At 64.7% G+C, this 17,196-nt stretch carries 13 protein-coding genes; 6 read left to right on the top strand and 7 right to left on the bottom strand.

Annotated features, from left to right (window positions below; genetic code table 11):
• From gmd to ACREB4_RS03630, 6 genes are all read left to right on the top strand, one after another.
• Nucleotides 1–872, top strand: an 872-nt coding sequence (gene gmd, locus ACREB4_RS03655; RefSeq protein ID WP_431586831.1) for a GDP-mannose 4,6-dehydratase, incomplete at its 5' end; no start/stop codon positions are given.
• A 103-nt stretch (nucleotides 873–975) separates the two neighbouring features.
• Nucleotides 976–2,175, top strand: coding sequence for a lipopolysaccharide biosynthesis protein (locus ACREB4_RS03650; RefSeq protein ID WP_431586830.1), 1,200 nt, complete (start codon nucleotides 976–978; stop codon nucleotides 2,173–2,175).
• Nucleotides 2,172–3,410: a hypothetical protein gene (locus ACREB4_RS03645; protein ID WP_431586829.1), complete on the top strand. Its 1,239-nt coding sequence runs from the start codon at nucleotides 2,172–2,174 to the stop codon at nucleotides 3,408–3,410. Before ACREB4_RS03650 ends, ACREB4_RS03645 begins: the two co-directional genes overlap by 4 nt.
• A gap of 13 nt (nucleotides 3,411–3,423) precedes the next feature.
• Entirely contained in the window at nucleotides 3,424–4,545 is a 1,122-nt protein-coding gene (locus ACREB4_RS03640; protein ID WP_431586828.1) for a glycosyltransferase family 4 protein, read from the top strand.
• A 32-nt stretch (nucleotides 4,546–4,577) separates the two neighbouring features.
• Complete coding sequence (locus ACREB4_RS03635) at nucleotides 4,578–5,699, top strand: glycosyltransferase (protein WP_431586827.1); 1,122 nt, start codon at nucleotides 4,578–4,580, stop codon at nucleotides 5,697–5,699.
• 10 nt (nucleotides 5,700–5,709) lie between these two features.
• Nucleotides 5,710–7,605 (top strand): hypothetical protein, encoded by a 1,896-nt coding sequence (locus tag ACREB4_RS03630; protein ID WP_431586826.1) that lies wholly within the window; start codon nucleotides 5,710–5,712, stop codon nucleotides 7,603–7,605.
• Here the strand turns inward: ACREB4_RS03630 and ACREB4_RS03625 are convergent.
• The 7 genes from ACREB4_RS03625 to glnE all read right to left on the bottom strand — a co-directional run bounded on the left by ACREB4_RS03625 (nucleotide 7,580) and on the right by glnE (nucleotide 17,081).
• Nucleotides 7,580–8,749, bottom strand: coding sequence for an acyltransferase family protein (locus ACREB4_RS03625; RefSeq protein ID WP_431586825.1), 1,170 nt, complete (start codon nucleotides 8,747–8,749; stop codon nucleotides 7,580–7,582). The two genes, ACREB4_RS03630 and ACREB4_RS03625, sit on opposite strands and share 26 nt — an antisense overlap.
• Nucleotides 8,750–8,752: 3 nt before the next feature.
• Nucleotides 8,753–9,826, bottom strand: a complete 1,074-nt coding sequence (locus ACREB4_RS03620) for an acyltransferase family protein (RefSeq protein ID WP_431586824.1) — start codon at nucleotides 9,824–9,826, stop codon at nucleotides 8,753–8,755.
• A gap of 42 nt (nucleotides 9,827–9,868) precedes the next feature.
• Nucleotides 9,869–10,789, bottom strand: coding sequence for a polysaccharide biosynthesis tyrosine autokinase (locus ACREB4_RS03615; protein WP_431586823.1), 921 nt, complete (start codon nucleotides 10,787–10,789; stop codon nucleotides 9,869–9,871).
• 5 nt (nucleotides 10,790–10,794) lie between these two features.
• Complete coding sequence (gene epsF, locus ACREB4_RS03610; protein WP_431586822.1) at nucleotides 10,795–12,243, bottom strand: chain length determinant protein EpsF; 1,449 nt, start codon at nucleotides 12,241–12,243, stop codon at nucleotides 10,795–10,797.
• Between the two features lie 138 nt (nucleotides 12,244–12,381).
• Entirely contained in the window at nucleotides 12,382–13,389 is a 1,008-nt protein-coding gene (locus ACREB4_RS03605; RefSeq protein WP_431586821.1) for an EpsD family peptidyl-prolyl cis-trans isomerase, read from the bottom strand.
• 147 nt (nucleotides 13,390–13,536) lie between these two features.
• Nucleotides 13,537–14,160 (bottom strand): rhombosortase, encoded by a 624-nt coding sequence (rrtA, locus tag ACREB4_RS03600; protein WP_431586820.1) that lies wholly within the window; start codon nucleotides 14,158–14,160, stop codon nucleotides 13,537–13,539.
• Entirely contained in the window at nucleotides 14,157–17,081 is a 2,925-nt protein-coding gene (glnE, locus tag ACREB4_RS03595; protein WP_431586819.1) for a bifunctional [glutamate--ammonia ligase]-adenylyl-L-tyrosine phosphorylase/[glutamate--ammonia-ligase] adenylyltransferase, read from the bottom strand. Before glnE ends, rrtA begins: the two co-directional genes overlap by 4 nt.
• Between the last annotated feature and the right edge of the window lie 115 nt (nucleotides 17,082–17,196).

The following is a 17,196-nucleotide window of genomic DNA, read 5'->3' as shown; positions in this document are numbered from 1 at the left end:
TGGCCGCGCAAAGCCACGTGGCGGTGAGCTTCGAAGAGCCCGAGTACACGGCCAACGCCGATGGCATCGGGGCCCTGCGCCTGCTGGAGGCCATCCGCATCCTGGGGCTGGAAAAGAAGACGCGCTTCTACCAGGCCTCGACGTCCGAGCTGTATGGCCTGGTGCAAGAGATTCCCCAGAAGGAGACCACGCCCTTCTACCCACGCAGCCCGTATGCCGTGGCCAAGTTGTACGCCTACTGGATCACGGTGAACTACCGCGAGGCCTATGGCATGTACGCGTGCAACGGCGTGCTGTTCAACCACGAGAGCCCGGTGCGCGGCGAGACCTTCGTGACGCGCAAGATCACGCGCGCCATCAGCCGCATCGCGCTGGGCCTGCAGGAATGCCTGTTCCTGGGCAACATGAGCGCCCTGCGCGACTGGGGCCACGCCCGCGACTATGTCGAGATGCAGTGGCTGATGCTGCAGCAAGAGGTGGCCGAGGACTTCGTGATCGCCACCGGCGTGCAGTACAGCGTGCGCCAGTTCGTCGAGTTCTCGGCCAAGGAGCTGGGCATCACCCTGGCTTTCGAGGGCGAGGCCGAGGATGAGGTTGGCAAGGTCGTGGCGGTCGAGGCCGTCAACGGCCAGATGCTGGCGCAATGCAAGGTGGGGGATGTGGTGGTGCGCGTCGATCCGCGCTATTACCGCCCGACCGAGGTCGAAACCCTGCTGGGCGACCCGACCAAGGCCAAGACCAAATTGGGTTGGACGCCGGTCACGACCTTGCAGGAACTGGTCTCCGAAATGGTCTTGAGCGACTACACAGCTGCCAAGCGTGACAGCCTGGTCAAGCAGGCTGGTTATCAAGCCTATGATTATCACGAATGACAAGTCACGCTCTGGTCTGAAATTCGGGGGCGGCATGTCCGATGGTTCTGATGAGAGGAAGTCGCCTTTTCAAGGCGTCTCTCATTCGCTGCTTGATCAGGCGTTGCTCAGCATCTGCAATTTCCTGCTGGGCCTCGTGTTCATCAAGTTCGCGACCAAGCACGACTACTATGCCTACAGCCAGTTGATCGGGTACGTGGCCTTGACGGGCGCCATCCAAGGGGCGTTGGTCAACACCACGGCCTTGACCTTGCTGCCTGGCAAGGTGGGCGCGGAGCGGGTCCGCGTCACCAATGTGTTCTTCGGGCTGCAACTGGTGCTGAGCATCGTGCTGGCGATCGCTGGCGGCTTGTTCCTGTGGCTGGTGCCTTCGGCCATTTCCATGGAAGCCATCGAAATGCCCCTGGCCCTGGCCATGGCGGTGATGGTGCTGGCGGCCTGGTTGCGCGAGTTCCTGCGCAATGTGCAGTTCATCAACCTGCGTGCCGAGAAATGCCTGCAGCAGGACATCGCCTATGTGCTCTTGCTGGCACCGTGCATCGTTGCGCTGGTGCTGTCGAAAAGCGTTCGCGCCGACCAGATGCTGCTGGTCATCGGGGCGGTCGGCGTGATCACGGCTTTGCCCTGGCTGCGCCAGGCATCCATCAGCCCGGTGTTCGATCCGACGCAATGGCGCGCGCTGTGGCGTGAAATCTGGCCCCTGGCCAAATGGTCGCTGCCCGCCGGCATGGTGGCCTGGGCTTTCGGCAATGGCTACCTGGTCGTTGGCGCCCAGGTGGTGGGGCCCGAGTCCACCGCCGAAATCGTGGCGGCCAAGCTGTTCATGGCGCCGCTGGGCATGATGTTCCTGTCGTGGGCCAACATCTTCCGGCCCAAGGTCAGCCATTGGTTGTCGAAGGGCAGCACGCGCGAAGTGGTCCGCCTGACCAATCTGTCGATCGGTGGCGTGGCCGGCATCGTGGCCCTGTATTTCGTGGTGCTGGTGCTGGCCTATCCGTTCCTTGAGCGCTACATCCTGGGCGACAAGTACCACGGCCTCAGGCTGGACATCGCCTGGTGGGGCATGTTCTTCGTGGCCAGTGGCGTGTCGGGCGTGTGCAATGGCGTGCTGCTGTCCGGTGGCAAGTTCCGGCAGTCCTTTTACGCGGCGGCGATCAGTTCGACATTGAGTTTGCCCGTCATGTATTTTTCAGGCCTTGAGTTTGGCAAACACGGGTTGATGGTGGGCGTCGTTCTGGGCGAGAGCGCCTATGCCGCGGTGCTCTACGTGGCAATGAGGCGAATGCTGAGGGTTCCGAAATGATATTGCAGACGCCAAAACTGGTTTTCCCGAAGTTCTACGCGGCCCCGATCTTCCTGGCCATTTGCCTGAAGTCCGGGGCGGACGCTTTTTTTGAAATCAATTCGGTCAAGTACCTTTATTTCTTCCTGCTGCTCTTTGGCGTGTTCTTCATGCGGACGGGCCGCGGTTTCGCCTACGAGAAATCCAAGGCCACGGGCGATTTGCAATCGAAGCTCTGGGTGTTCGTGATCATCTATTTCTCGTTCCTGACGATGCTGATGATTTTCCAGAACGGTTCGCCGCAGATCATCTTCAAGATCGTCAGCCCGTTCATCTTCTTCGGCCTGGTGGCGGCCGCGGCCGACGACAGCCTGCCCCTGGCGATCGCCGTGGGCGCGGCCTTGAACATCTTGGCCAATGCTTGCCTCATTCCCCTCGACTATGGTTGGGTTTACTGGGGCGCCGTGCACACCTTCAAGGGCTTCTACCTTTTCAAGACCGACCTGTCTTTCAGCCTGTCGACCTCCTTGCTGGCCTTCGCGGCCTGGAACCGATACAAGTTGACGCCGCTGTACATCGTCCTGACCCTGCTGGTGGTCGTGCAGGTGATCCTGGCCAACTCGCGGCTGAACTACCTGACGCTGGCCATCGTGCTGGTGTTCGTGGCCTTGAAGAACGGGGCCAAGCCTTCGACGATGCTGATGTACGGTGGTTTTTTCGCCGTTCTGCTCGGCGTGGTGTACGTGCTCTACGACAGTTCAAAGGTGCTGACCCTCGACACCAGCAACCTGGGCGGTTTCACCCAGGGGCGCGACCGCGTGATCGAGGTGCTGATCAAGTATGGCTTGGCCAACTATGGCCCGCTGGAGCTGCTGTTCGGGCGGGGCATGTACGCCGACATCCTGATCTTCATGCAGAACATCAGCGATGGCATGGCCCACGGCGCCCACAACGAATACCTTTACTTGCTGGTGACGCAGGGCATCACCGGTGCGGCCCTGAACCTGACCGGTTGGATCCTGGTCTACAAGATTTCGAGGTCCGCGGGGCCCCGGGTGTGGGCTTCCGGGCTGACCTTCACGGCGTTCCTCTTGTACCTGTTCCAAGGCCTGACCGCCACGGTGTCGCCGTATGCATTGAAAACCTGGCCCATCGCGACGATCTTGTTGCTGATCTTCGCGTCCCAAGACAGCAAAGAGGACTTGAAGCCTGAAAAGCGCAAGAGAAGTCGTTGGAGCGGGGCCCTCGCGAACTAGCATGGACCGTGGCATGAAAAAAATAAGATGCGTCGTGGTGACCAATGTGCCGGCCCCTTACAGGGTGCCGGTCTGGGACCGGCTGGCCGATCTGGAGCAGATCGAACTGCACGTGGTTTATTGCGCGCCGGCGCACATCGATCCCACCTTGAAGGGGTTCTCGCAGAAATACGGCGTTCATTTCCTGAAGGGCAAGTACAAGGACTACGAGGCCGGCTTCATGCACATGGACTTCTCGGTGGTCAAGCTGTTGTCCAGCCTCAAGCCCGACGTGGTCGTGACGACGGGCTTCATCCCGACCTACCTCTATGCCTTCGGCTGGGCCGTTCTCAAGGGCGTGCCTCACGTCGCGATGACGGACGGCACACCCGAGGCCGAAAGGCCTTTGACCATCGTGCACAGGCTGGTCCGCAAGGTCGTGTTCTCGCTGAGCAAGTCCTTCGTGGGCGCCTGCTGGTTGTCGCGCGACCTGTTCATGGCCTACGGCGTGCCCCGCGACAGGATCCACCTGTCCCCCCTGTGCGATAACAACGAGTTGTTCGCCAGCGGCGTGGCGAGCACCTCCTACGATTTCGTCTTCTGCGGCCAGTTCGTGGAAAGAAAAAATCCCCTGTTCGCCATCCGCGTGGCCGATGGCGTGGCCAGGCGCCTGGGCCGGACGGTGTCGATCCGTTTCCTGGGCAAAGGCCCCATGGAGGATGAGATTCGCCAGGAAGCCCTGCTGACCGAGGGGCGTGTGGACTTGTCCTTCGCCGGCTACCTGTTGCAAAAGGACATGCCGGCCGAGTACGCGGCCTCCCGCGTCTTCCTGTTCCCGACCCGGATGGATTGCTGGGGCGTGGTGATCAACGAGGCTTGCGCCGCCGGCGTGCCTTGCGTGGTGTCTCCGCACACCGGCGTGGCGAACGAACTGGTGGTGGAGGGCGAGAACGGCCATGTCTGCGAACTGGACCTGGCGATGTGGGTCGAGCGCAGCGTGCGGCTCCTGACCGACGAGGCCTTGTGGCAGCGCTTTTCAAGTGCGTCCCGGGAGAAGGTCAAAGGCTACAGCTTCGAGGTGGCGGCACAAGGCATCCGGGATGCGGCCGTCCAGGCCACGGCCGGCAAGAAGATCGTGTTGGGGATGGTGAATTGAGTTCGACACGGCCTGTGATCATTGCGTCCCTCATGCGGCTGCAGGGCACGACGGGGCTTCAAACCCACATGCGGGAGTTTGAATCCTTCCTGAAGGAGCGTGGGCTGCCTTTCGAAGTCGCCACGCCTTTCTACGCGGCCGCGTCCCCCTTGCTCTACTTGGCCGTGGCCTTGCGCAGCGTGCTGGAGGTGGTCTGGAAGCCCGCGGCGGTCTGGCTTTACCGAGCGGGCCATGCCTTCCTGCTGTGGATGCGCTTGCGCCACCTGATGGCGCGGCACCCGCAGTGCGTGGTGTATGCACAGTGCCCCTTGTCCGCATCGGTGGCGATGCGCTGCATCCGGACCCCGGATCAGACGGTCACCCTGGTGGTTCACTTCAACCTGTCCCAGGCCGACGAATGGATCGACAAGGGGGCCATCGCGGCGGACGGCCCGATCGCCCGCAACATCCGAAGGCTGGAGCGCCGGGTGCTGCCCAGCCTGCATGGCATGGTGTATGTCTCCAGGTTCATGCAGCGCGAGCTGACCCAGCGCATCCCGGAACTGACCGCCATGCGCTCGGCGGTGATCCCCAACTTCGTGAAGGCCCTGAAGACCGACACGGTGCTGGACTCCTCCAAGGGCCGCGATCTGGTGTCGATCGGCACCCTGGAGCCGCGCAAGAACCAGCAGTTCCTGCTGCAAGTGCTGGCACAGGCCAAGGCCCGGGGTCGCCTGCTGTCCTTGACCCTGGTGGGCGACGGCCCTGATCGGGCGTCGCTTGAGGAGCTTGCCGCCAAGCTGGGCATCACCGAACAGGTCTTCTTCGCCGGGTTCTCGGCCGGTGCGCGCGCGCACATCCCGGGGCACAAGGTGTATGTGCACGCGGCCCGCATGGAGAACCTGCCGCTGGTCCTGATCGAGGCCTTGTCCGCGGGCGTGCCCGTGGTGGCCGCGCCGGTGGGCGGCATCGTCGAGGTGTTCGACGACGGCGTGGAGGGGCGTTTCTGGGCCCTCGACGATGTCGGCGTGGCCTGCGACGTGCTGATGGACGTGCTGGACCGCGACGGGGCCTTGACTCAGATGGGCCAGGCGGCCTCGCTTCGGTTCAAATCCGTGTTCGAGTCAACGGTGGTGGGACAACGTCTTCACGATTTCCTGACCGCCCGGCATTGAGGAGCGATCCATGCCTTTTCACAAGCTGATGCGTGGCGTGCTGTGGGCCCTGGGCCTGTGTGCCGCCCAGGCCATGGCCGCCCCCGAGCCGGGTGCCGGGGGCGCCAACCTCCTGCGGGATGGGGGCTTCGAAGGCTCTGCGGTTTCGGCGGCGGCCTGCCCCAGCGTGACAGGGCAGGTCACGGCGGGCTGGGCCGACAACTCCTGCTGGAATGCGGCGACGCAGGCCAGCTATGAACTGGATGCCACCCAGGGCAAAAACGGCCGAAGCCTCAAGGTGGTCTTGTCCCGAGGTCTGTTCCAACTGGTGCAGCCCGCCAGCCTGCAGGCCGAATGGCGTTATGGCCTGGGCGTGTGGTTGCGCTCGGAGACCCCGATGCTGGTCAAGCTGGCCTTGCGCAAAAGCGGCCCGCCCTACCTGGAATACGGCTCGCGCTACCTGCGGACCTCGCCCCAATGGACCTACCTGTCGGTGTCGGCGTTTTCCAATGGCTTGAGCGATGCGGAGGCCCTGCAAGCCATGTTCATCGTGTCCAGCTCCACCCCCGGCACGCTCTGGCTGGACGGCGCGTCCCTGACGGGTGCCCGAAGCAATCTGGTCTTGCCGGCAGGCGCAGTGCCTCCCCAGTTTTTCGGGGCGCACGCCTTGCACCAGCTCAACACCTCGGCGGCCCTGGACGATGGCAAGGTCGGTTCCTTGCGGGTTTGGGACAGCGAGCGTTCCCAGTGGAACACCATCCAGACCTCGCGCCCCAAGGCAGGCGGCAAACGCCGGTATTCGTGGGATGCGCTGGACAGCCGGCTGGACAAGGCCCGTGACCACCAGGCCGACATGCTGATGGTCATTGGTGGCTACGCGCCGTCCTGGGCCTCGCTGGACGACAACGATGCGGACGATGGCCCGAGGGACATCGGTGCCTGCAACCGCTGCGACGAGTCGCCCAATCGCGCCATCTGGAAAAACTGGGTGACCGACCTGGTGACTCGCTACAAAGGCAGCCCGCTCAGGCACTGGGAGGTCTGGAACGAACCTTACTTCGGCCCCAAGGATGAATGGTGCCCCGACCAGCAGGGCTGCCTGTCCAGGATGGCCTCGGGCTACCGTGGCACGCCGGAGCAACTGCTGGCCCTGCAGAACGATGCCGCGGGCATCGCCAAGGCCATCGACCCGTCGGCGCAGATCGTGTCTCCCGGCATCAGCCTGTACCACCGCGAATACCTCGATTACTACCTGAAGATCGGCGGGGGCAAGACCGCCGATGCCATCGGCTACCACCTGTACGTTGATGGGCCGCCCGAACTGCTGATGTCGCACATCCTGGCCTTGAGGGGCCTGATGCGTGACCACGGCGTGAGCGACAAGCCACTGTGGAACACCGAAGGCAATGTCACCCAGGTGGCATTGGAAATAGACCCTGCCTGGCGCGACGCCAAGGCCAGGGGGCAAGACCTGCCACGGGTCAATGAACTGGGGCCGGCCTACCTTGCCCGCAGCCTGGTGGTGGCCTGGGCTTCCGGTCTGGGCCGCTGGTACCACTACGCCTGGGACGGCGGCCACGGCTGGCCAGGCTCGACCGCGGTGATCGCCCGGGGCAGCAACCTGGCCATCGACACGACCGACGCGGGCCAGGCCTACCGGCAAGTGGTGGGCTGGATGACGGGCAAACGCATGGTGGCTTTCGATGCCGGCCAGAACGGCGGCGCATGGCAGGCCACTTTGCAGGACGCCGCGGGCAAGCTGTCTTACATCGTCTGGCATCCTGCGCGAACCATGGACAGCCCATGGCCGCTCAAGAAGCCGGCGGCGGCCCGCAGTGTTTGCGATCTCGCTGGCAAATGCCGCCCACTGGCCTCGGATGCTAGCAGCATCAACCTGGATTTCAGGCCTGTGTACCTCGCCCCTTGAGAGGGCGGAAGACGGCATCCAGCTTGCGGCGCACCAGCGCGGTGTGCTTTTCCGTCAGCAGGTAGAAACCATGGGCGTAGGCGCACAGGATGCCGCTGACGATGACCAGGTAGGCCAGGCCGAGCCAGTCGGGTTGCACCAGGAACCGGAGGCCGAACACCTCGTTGCCCATGGCCACCAGCAACAGCATGCCCGGAAAATGGCAGAGGTAGGCGGTGTAGGAAAACTCGGCCAGTTGCGCGTGAAGGCGCTCGAAGGGCAGGACCGCCTTCAGTCGCGTGGCGCTGACCAGGGCCGCAACATAGGCCACGCCCAGCACCAGATCACGCGTGAATTCGGTCAGCATGGATGATTCGCCGGCATCGCCACTGCCTTGCCTCGTGAAGCGCGACCCCGCCAGCACCAGCACAAACAGTCCCATGCCCAGCCAAGGGTGCGGCCGCCACCACCGCGACTTGACCCAGGCGTGCGCCGCGATGCCCAGGCACCAGATCAGGCCCCACAGCATGAGCTTGGGTGGCAGCAGCGCTGAGATGAGCACGGCGGCCAGCCCGCAGACCACGCGCTGGTGGCCGCCACCGGTCACGGCGGCCGCGGCCAGGGCGAAGATGCAGTAGTACCACCACTCATTGGCCAGGCTCCACAAGGGGCCGTTGCTGCCGAAGTGGCCGGTCAGGATGCCTTGCATCATGAACAGGTTGCCGATGAAGGTGGGCAGGTCCAGGGCGGCGTCCACCTGGGTCGACAGGGACAAGGTCTGGTACTGGGCCGAATTGGTGTAGAGCTCGCTGCCATTGAACCAGTGCAGCCCGATGGCGTCGAGCAGCAAGCCCACGAGCAAGGCCGGCAGGTACACGGTGTAGATGCGGCTCACGCGCGCCGATGCATACGCGGGCAGATCAGGCCCCCTGGCACGCCAGCGTTCCAGAGTGATGCCCCCGACCAGGAAGCCGCTGATGACGAAGAACACGATCACGGCTTCGTGCCCCAGGCCCGTGGCGAAGTAAAGGGCCTTGGTCAACACGCCCTGGTTCACCACGTCCTTGAAGTCGGCCAGCACGAGGTGGCGCACATGGTAGATGACGACGAGGAAAGCCGCCGACCAGCGCGACAAATTCAGGAAGGACGACAGGTTCGGCCTCATGGCTCAGGCTTCCAGGTGGTTTTGCTGGTGTGCCATGGCGTGCAGGGGTTTGTGCTGCGCCGCCAGCAGTTTCTTCAGCAACGGCCGTTCGACACCCCGGTAGTAGATGGCCGCGGCTGCGATGCACAGCAGAAAGGCCAGCATGCCCGCGCCATGAACCAGGCCCCCACCCCTGATGCCCAGCGCGGCGCCTGCTTTCAGGGTGGCCAGGATGATGGGGATGTGCAGCAGGTAGAGGGCGAAGCTCCATTCGCCGAGTTTCTCGCCAAGGCGGGTCAGGAGGCCGGCGCTGTGCTGGCCCGCGACGGCCTTCTGGTGTTCGAGCGCAGCAACCCCCAGGGCCAGGATGCCGAAACCGATGCCGAACTGGAACACCCGCAGGCGCCCCTCGGCGTAGTTGAAGGGCGTCACCAGCGCGCAGGTGACCAGGAGCCAGAACAGGCCACCCAGGCACACCCACCCCGCCGTGCGCGGGCCTATGCGGCGATGCGCCAGGTAGGCCAGGATGCCGAAGACGAACTCCCAGTGCAGCGCGGACGCGAAGAAGCTCGAAGGGAAGGTGGTCTGCGCCGCGAACAAGGGCATCGCCAGCAGCACGGTGGCGACCGCCAGCACCGTTCGGGGGGCGATGATCCAGAGCCCGGCCATCGCGTAAAAGAAGACCTCGTGGTGGAGGGTCCAGGCCACGCCGATCACCGGCTCATTGTGGCCCGACGGCAGCAGGGTGATGCCCAGCACCCATTGCCAGGGCGTGAAGTTCTGGACGGAACTTCGCAGGGAGGGCAGCAGCAAGGCGATCAGCAAGGTGCCCGCAAAGGCGACCCAGAAGGGCGGGTAGACGCGGATCAGGCGCCGCACCATGAAATCCTGGGCGGTGGGCCGCGAACTCAGCGTGTGGGCGATGATGAAGCCGCTCAGCACGAAGAAGAAATCCACGCCCACCCAGCCGAAATCGAAGAAGCCGCCCAGGAACAGGGGAGCGTCCGGCTGGGCATGGACCAGCTTGCCCGAGATGTGGTGAAGCACGACCAGGCAGGCGGCGATTCCTCTGCCGGCCTGCAGGCCCAGGTACCTCAAGGTCGGCCGGGCTGCTGCTGTGGCTCAGCGGCCCGTGCGTCTTCAGTATTCATTGACGATGGCGCCAACGATCTTGGCCGAACTCATCTTCACGGTGCGGACCAGGTTCTGCAATGCCGGCACGCGGCTTTGGTTCTGGCGCGCCACCACGAGGGCCGCGCCACACTTGGCGGCGATCACGGGGCCATCGGTGCCCAGGCTCAAGGCCGGGGTGTCCACGATGATGCGGTCGAACTTGGTCTTCAGTTCGCGCAGCAGCAAGCCCAGGGCCGGGCGCTCCAGGAGTTCGAGCGGGTTGGGCGGCGTGGGGCCGACCGGCAGCACGAACAGGTTGGGCAGTTCCTTGACCGACTGGATGACCTTGGACGCGGCCCGGCCTGACAGGATGGACGACAGGCCACCGCTGCGGCTGGACAGGTTGAACAGCTCGTGGATGCGCGGGTTGCGCATGTCGGCGTCGATCAGCAAGGTACGGCCGGGCAACTGCGAGAAGGCCACGGCCAGGTTGGCCGCGAAGTAGGTCTTGCCGTCGCCGCTGTCGGGGCTGAGCACCGCCACCGCCGGACGAGGGCCTTCGTCGCTGTAGATCTTCATGATCAGGTGGCTGCGGATGGTGCGGAAGGCTTCGGCCTGGAGTGTGAAAGGGCTGGCGCCCACCACCAGTTCCGGGTTGAGGCTGTTTTTACCCTCGGAGGCGTAGGGGTAGTGGAACTGCTGGGCCAGGGCCCACAGCACGTCGTCCGAGTTGGCCAGGCCCAGGGCCACGGCGGCTTCGCCGAAGCGCACGCCATTGTCTTTCTGGTAGACCAGGATCTGTTCGATCTGGTCGGTCGACAGCTTGTTGGCTTCGCTGATGATCTCGCCGATCGAGCGCTCGCTGGACAGCTGCTGCGTCTCCTGGAAATCGGAAGAGGCGTTGTCCTGAACGGAACTGAAGCGGGAAGCGTGGAAATTCGTGTTCATGTACTTCAGCCTTGAGCAGGTTCGATGTTGCTGTGGTTGCTCAACGAAGACTGCAGCCCCGTTCCTGGTGGTTTGCGGTTCAGGCCGATGGACAATTTGTTGCGGACCTTGGACGAAGGTGCCGGCAGCACACCGACCACGGTCAACTCCAGGGCCTGGTCGATGTCCAGCGCGCCACGGACGCGGCGGTCGAACAACTCGACGGTCAGCGCGGCCATCAGGGCCAGCAGCGTGCCAAGCACGATCGACACGGCCACATTGAGGAACACGCGGGGCGAGGTCGCGCTGGTGGGTTCGGTGGCCGTGCTGAGCAGGTAGATGCCCGATTGGCTGGCATTGCTCTCCAGGGTGGTCTGGCTCAAGCGGGCTTGGATCGAGTCGTAGATGCGCTGAGCGGTGTCGACTTCGCGCTCCAGCACTTGCAATTCATTGCGGGCGTCCTTGAGCCTGAGCACGCGCTGACGCTGCTCTTCAAAGGCGGCCACGGCCTGGGCTTCGCGGCTGCCGGCCATCGAGTTGTTGATGCGGACGCTGCCGGTGACCCGGGCCGTTTCCGTGTTGAGGCGGCTGCGGAGGGTGGCGATGTTGGCGCGGGTTTCCTGAACCGTGGGGTGCGCATCGCCGTACTTCTCGGACAGCTCCTGCAGGCGGCCTTCCAGACGAACCAGGTCGGCTTTCATGCTGCCGATCACGGGGTTGGTCAGCACATCCTGCATCTGCTCGGGGTTGGTGCTGGCCTGGCTGCTGCGGCTGCCGGTATCGGCCTTGAGGGCGCGCAGGGCGGTGACCTGGGCGGCCAGATCGGTCAGGCGCGCGGTTTCGACGTCCACGCGCTCTTCGGTGGCCACGATGCCTTTTTCCTTCTGGGCGCTGGCCAGCCGGGACTGGGCTTTTTCCAGCTTCTCGCGGGACAGCTTGGCGCGTTCTTCGAAGAAGTCCGCGTATTGGCGGGCGGGGTCCACCCGGATCTGGACGGTGGATTCGATGTAGGCCTTGGCGAAGGCATTGGCCAGCGCCGCGGCGAAACCAGGGTCCGAGCCTTCGTACACGATCTCGATGACGTTGGATTCGCGCGAAGGCTTGACTTCGAGGCCCCGGCCGATCACGCCGGCCAGCCAGGCGGTGTAGTCGCCCCTGCCGCCGGTTTCACCTTCCCAGCGCTGGCGCATGACGGGGTTTTCGGCGAGCTTGAGGTTGCGCACGACGCGCTGGGCCACGCTCGGGCTCTTGATGATGTCGACCTGGGTGGCGAGGTAGCTGGTGTTCGCCATGCCCGAGCCGGTCAGCACGGAGACGGGGTCGGGCCGCACGTCGGCCATCACGGTGGAACTCGCGGTGAAACTCTTGGGCAGAATCAAACTGACAGCCAGGGTCGCGAGAACGGTGAAAGTCAAAACCGCCAATGCCAAAATCCAGCGGGCTCGGATAATTCTTAAAAACTGATTGAACGTCATGCGGCGTACTCCTGGGCCATCCCTGGATTGTATGGAGTGATGGCTCTGCTCTGCTGTCAAAAAAGACGGGGAAAACCATTTGGCTTTCCCCGTAGCTTGCAGCCAGATGCAAAATCTTTGGCTATTTCGGCGTGAAAATTATTTCAGGCCGGAAAGTCCCTTGTTGAGGGCTGCTGGATCGATGCCATTGGCCGACGAGGCTTTGCTGGCCACGACGGCTGGCGCCGAGGCGGCGGCTGCCGAGGCAGCACCCGATGCCGCGCCGGCTGGTTTCTCGGCGAATTTGCCCAGATATTCAATCTTGGCGGTGGAGCGCAGGTTTTTGGTTTCCTTTTGGATGAATTCCTGGCGACGGGATTCGGTCAGGAATCGTTCGATCATGGGCTTGGCCTGGTCCAGGCTGATGGGCTGGGGTTTGCTGGCGGCCACCAGCACGACCTTGAGGCCGCCATTCAGGGCCTGGTACATGCCTTTGCCATCGTTCAGCTTGGCGAATTGGTCCACCAGGTTCAGAGGCAGGGCTTCGGCGGGTTGGGTGACCTGGTTCACGGCGAATTTCAGGCCGCTGTTCTTGAGCACATCCACGAAGCCTTGCGAGCTGTCGGTGACCTGCAGCTTGGGCGTGATTTCCTTGATTTGCTCGGGGTCGCCCTGGATGGTGAAGTCCTGGAGCATGTAGATGCGGCGCTGTGCGAACAGGGCAGGGTGCTCGTCGAAGTACTTCTTGACGTCTTCGGAAGAAGGCGTGCCCACGCTGGCGGCGGCGGTCTTTTCAAGGTAGGCGCGCGCCAGCAGGTTGCGGCGGGTGGCGTCCAGCATCTGGATGATCTGCGGATCGCGGTCGAGCTTTTGCTCGGTGGCCTTTTGCAGGGCCAGTTCCTGGTCGATCAGGCCTTCGAGGATCTGGCGGCTGGCGGGTTCGGCTTGTTCAGGCTTCAGGCCTTGCTGGCGCTCCAGCACCATGTTGATCTGGTGGACGGTGACTTCCTCGCCATTGACGCGGGCGGCGCTCTGCGTGGCTTTGCCGCCTTCCTTGCCGTCCTTGCCGCAACCGGCGACGAGGAGGGCCGCAGCCACCACGATGGGGACCAGGGCTGCGCGTTGCAGAGCGCGATGACGAGCAAAGGTTGGCTGGTTGGTGTGCATAAAGGGGCTGAAACTTGAAAGTTGATGATTTGTGGAGACTCGATCGTGCAGAGAGACCCGCCTGAGAGGCGGTAAGTTCCCTGGGGACTTCCCTGAACTCCCTGTTTCAGAGTCCAACCAACGAGTGTACGGTGGGCTGGCGCAGCCTCATGGGCGGGATTGCGAGTAGCCGTGTCGCTTGGGTAACGACAGTGTCAATGTGATACCAATGCCGACCAAGGCGCCGGCCCAATGCGACATGGGGGCCACGTTCATGTCCAGGCCGGGGCGGGGCAGCAGGGCTTGCCAGTCGGGATTTTCGAGCCAGCACTTGGCGAGGAGGCCCAGCAGCAAAGCCCAGCCATAGGTGGAGGTCCACTTGTCCGTGCGCTTGGGTTGGGCGATGAGGCTGGTGGCGATGACGCTCAGGCCCGCGTGCAGGACACCCGACAGGCCCACATAACTGCCCAGCCGAGGGTCGAGCAGCAAGGCCAGGTGCGTGAGGGGCCAGGCGAGTCCCCAGGCCAGGGCGGCCCGCGGAGGCAGCCTGAGAAGCCAGCCCAGGCCGGCGATCAGCGCCAGGCCGGCCAAGTTCGCGGCCAGGTGCCGTGGGTTGGCGTGGACCCAGGCGCAGGTCCAGAAACGCCAGGGGCCCTGGTGCAGGCCAGCGCTGGGGTGCAGCGCCCAGGCGTCGGAGGGCTGGGGATGAAGCAGCAGCGCGAGCAAGGCGGGCAACCCCAGCAGCAAGGCGATGCCAGTCCATGCCAGTGGCCCGAAAGGGCGCTGGGTCACGCCGAGGCCGCGCTGGCGTTGCTGTCGAACACCGTGTCCCAAAGGCGCAAGACCGCCGCCCGGTGGGGTTCAATGGCGTCCTTGGCATCGCCGGCCAGTTGGACAGGCGACTCGTCCAGCCGCGCCCGGTGTTGAACACGGCGCAACTCGCGGTAGGCCTGCCCGGCCTTCTCGCCGATGCCCAGGGGCAGCAGGCCGGCTTGTTCGGCCCGCAGCAGCAAGGCGATGTTGCCGACGTTGTCCAGCAAGCCGGGGTGGGCGTGGCTGTGGGCCAGCACCAGGTATTGCACCGCGAACTCCACGTCGATCATGCCGCCCGTGCTGTGCTTGATGTCGAACTTGCCGGGTGGGCAAGTCTGGGCGGCGCGCATCCGCTCGCGCATGGCCAGGACTTCCTCGGCCAAGGCCTGTTTGTCCCGGATGGAGGACAGGATCGCGCGGCGTGTGGTCTCGAACTGGGCGGCCAGGGCCGGGTCGCCGGCGCACCAGCGCGCGCGGCTCAAAGCCTGGTGCTCCCAGGTCCAGGCGGTGTTGCTGCCGCGTTGGCGCTGGTAGTCGTCGAATGAATGGAAGGACGTCACCAACAGGCCGGCGTTGCCATTGGGGCGCAGGGCGGTGTCGATGTCGAACAGTTCGCCGGCCGAAGTGCGCAGGGTCAGCCAGTTGATGACCTTGCGGGCGAAGACCAGGTAGGCGTCGATCGGGTCGGGGGTGTCGGGGTCGGCGTTGGGCTCGGGCCGGTCCTGGCTGTCGTCGAACAGGAAGACCACGTCGAGGTCGCTGCCGTAGCCGAGCTCCTTGCCGCCCAGCTTGCCGTAGGCGATGACGGCGAAGTGCGGCTCGCGGCCCACCGCGTACCGGGCCTGTTTGGGCGGGCGTTGTTGCAGGTGGCCCCAAGCCCATTTCAGGGTGATGTCGAGCGTGGCGTCGGCCAGGGCGGACAGGTCGTCGGCGACCTGCTCCACCGTCAGCAGTTTTTCGACGTCGCGCACCAGGGTGCGGAAGATCTCGGCATGGTGGGCGCGGCGCAGGGTGTCGAGCAAGGCCTCCTCATCGGCCTGGCCGGCGCGTTCCCAGCCGCGGTGGCGGTCTTGCAGGTCTTGCTGGTAGGCGATGGGGTCGAAGCGGCCTTCCATCAAGCGCGGGTCGGCGAGTTCGTCGATCACGCCGGGGTGCAGCATCAGGTAGCGCATGGGCCACTTGGCCAGGCCCAGCAGGCGCAGGAGGCGCTTGAGGACTTCGGGGCGTTCGGCCAGCAGCGACAGGTAGCTGTCGCGGCGCAGCAAGGGCGTCAGCCAGTCGATGAAGCGCAGGACGGCGTCCTGCCCCAGGCAGTCTTGCGGCGTGGCTTCCGTGCAGTCTTCGCTGGTGTAGGCCAGCAGGGTGGCGCGGCCGATGAGCTTGGCCAGGCGCAGTTTGGCGGTGTCGCTGAGCAGGTTGACGCGGGGCTGGGCGGCGAAGGTGCGCACATGCGCGGCGATGGGCTCGGGCAGCTTGGCGATGAACTCCTCGCTGTCGACCGGCAAGGGCGGGCCGCCGCACGATCGGCATCCGCCGGGCTTGCTGCTGGGGGCGTTGCCTTCGTGCAGCAGGGCGTCGAACTCGGTGGCGACCAGCTCGCGCACGTGGCAGAGGATGTCGAGCAGCTGGCAGGTGCCGCTGTCGCAACCGGGCCGGTCTTCGCTGGGCTTGCCCAGGCCGAGGCTGGCGGCGATCCAGGCCAGGTCGGCGTCGTCGGTGGGCAGCAGGTGGGTCTGCTGGTCGTCCAGGTACTGGATGCGGTGCTCGACGTGGCGCAGGAAGGTGTAGGACTGGGCCAGTTTGTCGGCGGTGCTGTCGGAGATGAGGCCGCGCGCGGCCAGGCGTTTCAGGGCCTTGAGCGTGGAGCGGGTGCGGATCTCGGGGAACTGGCCGCCGCGCACCACCTGCAGCAGTTGCACGGTGAACTCGATCTCGCGGATGCCGCCGCGCGACAGCTTGACGTCGTTGGCGCGTTCGGGACGGCCGGCGGCGCGGCGGTTGGCCTCGTCGCGGATCTTGCGGTGCAACTGGCGCAGGCCTTCGAAGATGCCGTAATCCAGGTAGCGGCGGAACACGAAGGGGATGACGACATCGCGCAGGGCCAGCGAGCGCGCATGCCGGGCGCCGCGCGGCATGCAGGCGCGTGGCGCCACGATGCGGCTCTTGAGCCAGGCGAAGCGTTCCCACTCGCGGCCTTGCACCAGGAAATACTCTTCCAGCATGGCCAGGCTGACCACCGGCGGGCCGGAGTTGCCATTGGGGCGCAGGGCCAGGTCGACGCGGAAGACGAAGCCGTCTTCGGTGGTGTCGCCGATCAGGCTGAAGATGCGTTTGACGACGTTCGAGAAGTACTCGTGCGCACTGATCTGGCCCTGCAGGCCACCCCGGCCATCGTCGATGCCCGTGGTGTGGCCGTCGTCCTCGTACACGTAGATCAGGTCGATGTCGGACGAGACGTTGAGTTCGCGGCCCCCCAGCTTGCCCATGCCGATGACCCAGAGGTCGATGCGCTGGCCGTGTTCGTTCAGCGGGGCGCCGTGGATGCCGTCGAACTCTTCCTGGGCGCTGGCCAGGGCGCGTTCCAGCGTGACCTGGGCCAGTTCGGTCATGGCCATGGTCACGTCGGCCAGCTCGCACGATTGCTCGACGTCGACACAGGCCAGGCGTTCCAGCACCAACTGGCGGGCCACGCGCAAGGCGGAGGGCAGGGCGCGCCCTTGTTCGAGCAGGTGGTCGATCAGTTCGGCGATGGTGCTTTCGGTGGGGGTGCCGGGCGCGTGTTGGGCGAATGCCTCGCGTTCCTCGGCGTAGCGGCGGCGGATGCGCTGCACGAAGCGCGCGTGGTCCGCTTTGGCCCGGGACGGCGCCGGGTCGATGGGGTTAAAGAATGTGAAGCCCATGAGCCTAGGTGAGGGTCTGTGCTAGGGTGATCGATTGTCGGGCCCCGCAACTGATTCCGGGATGGTAGGGCAGTTGCGTTTCACAAAATGGCGAATTTGGCCCGCCTGGACGACA

This window comes from Aquabacterium sp. (assembly GCF_050725395.1).
In the GTDB taxonomy this organism is placed as follows: Bacteria; Pseudomonadota; Gammaproteobacteria; order Burkholderiales; family Burkholderiaceae_C; genus Aquabacterium.
The sequence above is the reverse complement of the archived record's forward strand: the minus strand, read 5'-3'. Positions and strand labels throughout refer to the sequence as shown.

What these genes read in the sequence shown, in the direction of transcription:
- ACREB4_RS03640 (WP_431586828.1), top strand. Translation starts at nt 3,424, where the DNA reads ATGAAAAAAATAAGATGCGTCGTGGTGACCAATGTGCCGGCCCCTTAC.
- ACREB4_RS03630 (WP_431586826.1), top strand. Translation starts at nt 5,710, where the DNA reads ATGCCTTTTCACAAGCTGATGCGTGGCGTGCTGTGGGCCCTGGGCCTG.
- ACREB4_RS03625 (WP_431586825.1), bottom strand. Translation starts at nt 8,749, where the DNA reads ATGAGGCCGAACCTGTCGTCCTTCCTGAATTTGTCGCGCTGGTCGGCG.
- ACREB4_RS03645 (WP_431586829.1), top strand. Translation starts at nt 2,172, where the DNA reads ATGATATTGCAGACGCCAAAACTGGTTTTCCCGAAGTTCTACGCGGCC.
- ACREB4_RS03615 (WP_431586823.1), bottom strand. Translation starts at nt 10,789, where the DNA reads ATGAACACGAATTTCCACGCTTCCCGCTTCAGTTCCGTTCAGGACAAC.
- ACREB4_RS03635 (WP_431586827.1), top strand. Translation starts at nt 4,578, where the DNA reads ATGCGGCTGCAGGGCACGACGGGGCTTCAAACCCACATGCGGGAGTTT.
- ACREB4_RS03605 (WP_431586821.1), bottom strand. Translation starts at nt 13,389, where the DNA reads ATGCACACCAACCAGCCAACCTTTGCTCGTCATCGCGCTCTGCAACGC.
- glnE (WP_431586819.1), bottom strand. Translation starts at nt 17,081, where the DNA reads ATGGGCTTCACATTCTTTAACCCCATCGACCCGGCGCCGTCCCGGGCC.
- epsF (WP_431586822.1), bottom strand. Translation starts at nt 12,243, where the DNA reads ATGACGTTCAATCAGTTTTTAAGAATTATCCGAGCCCGCTGGATTTTG.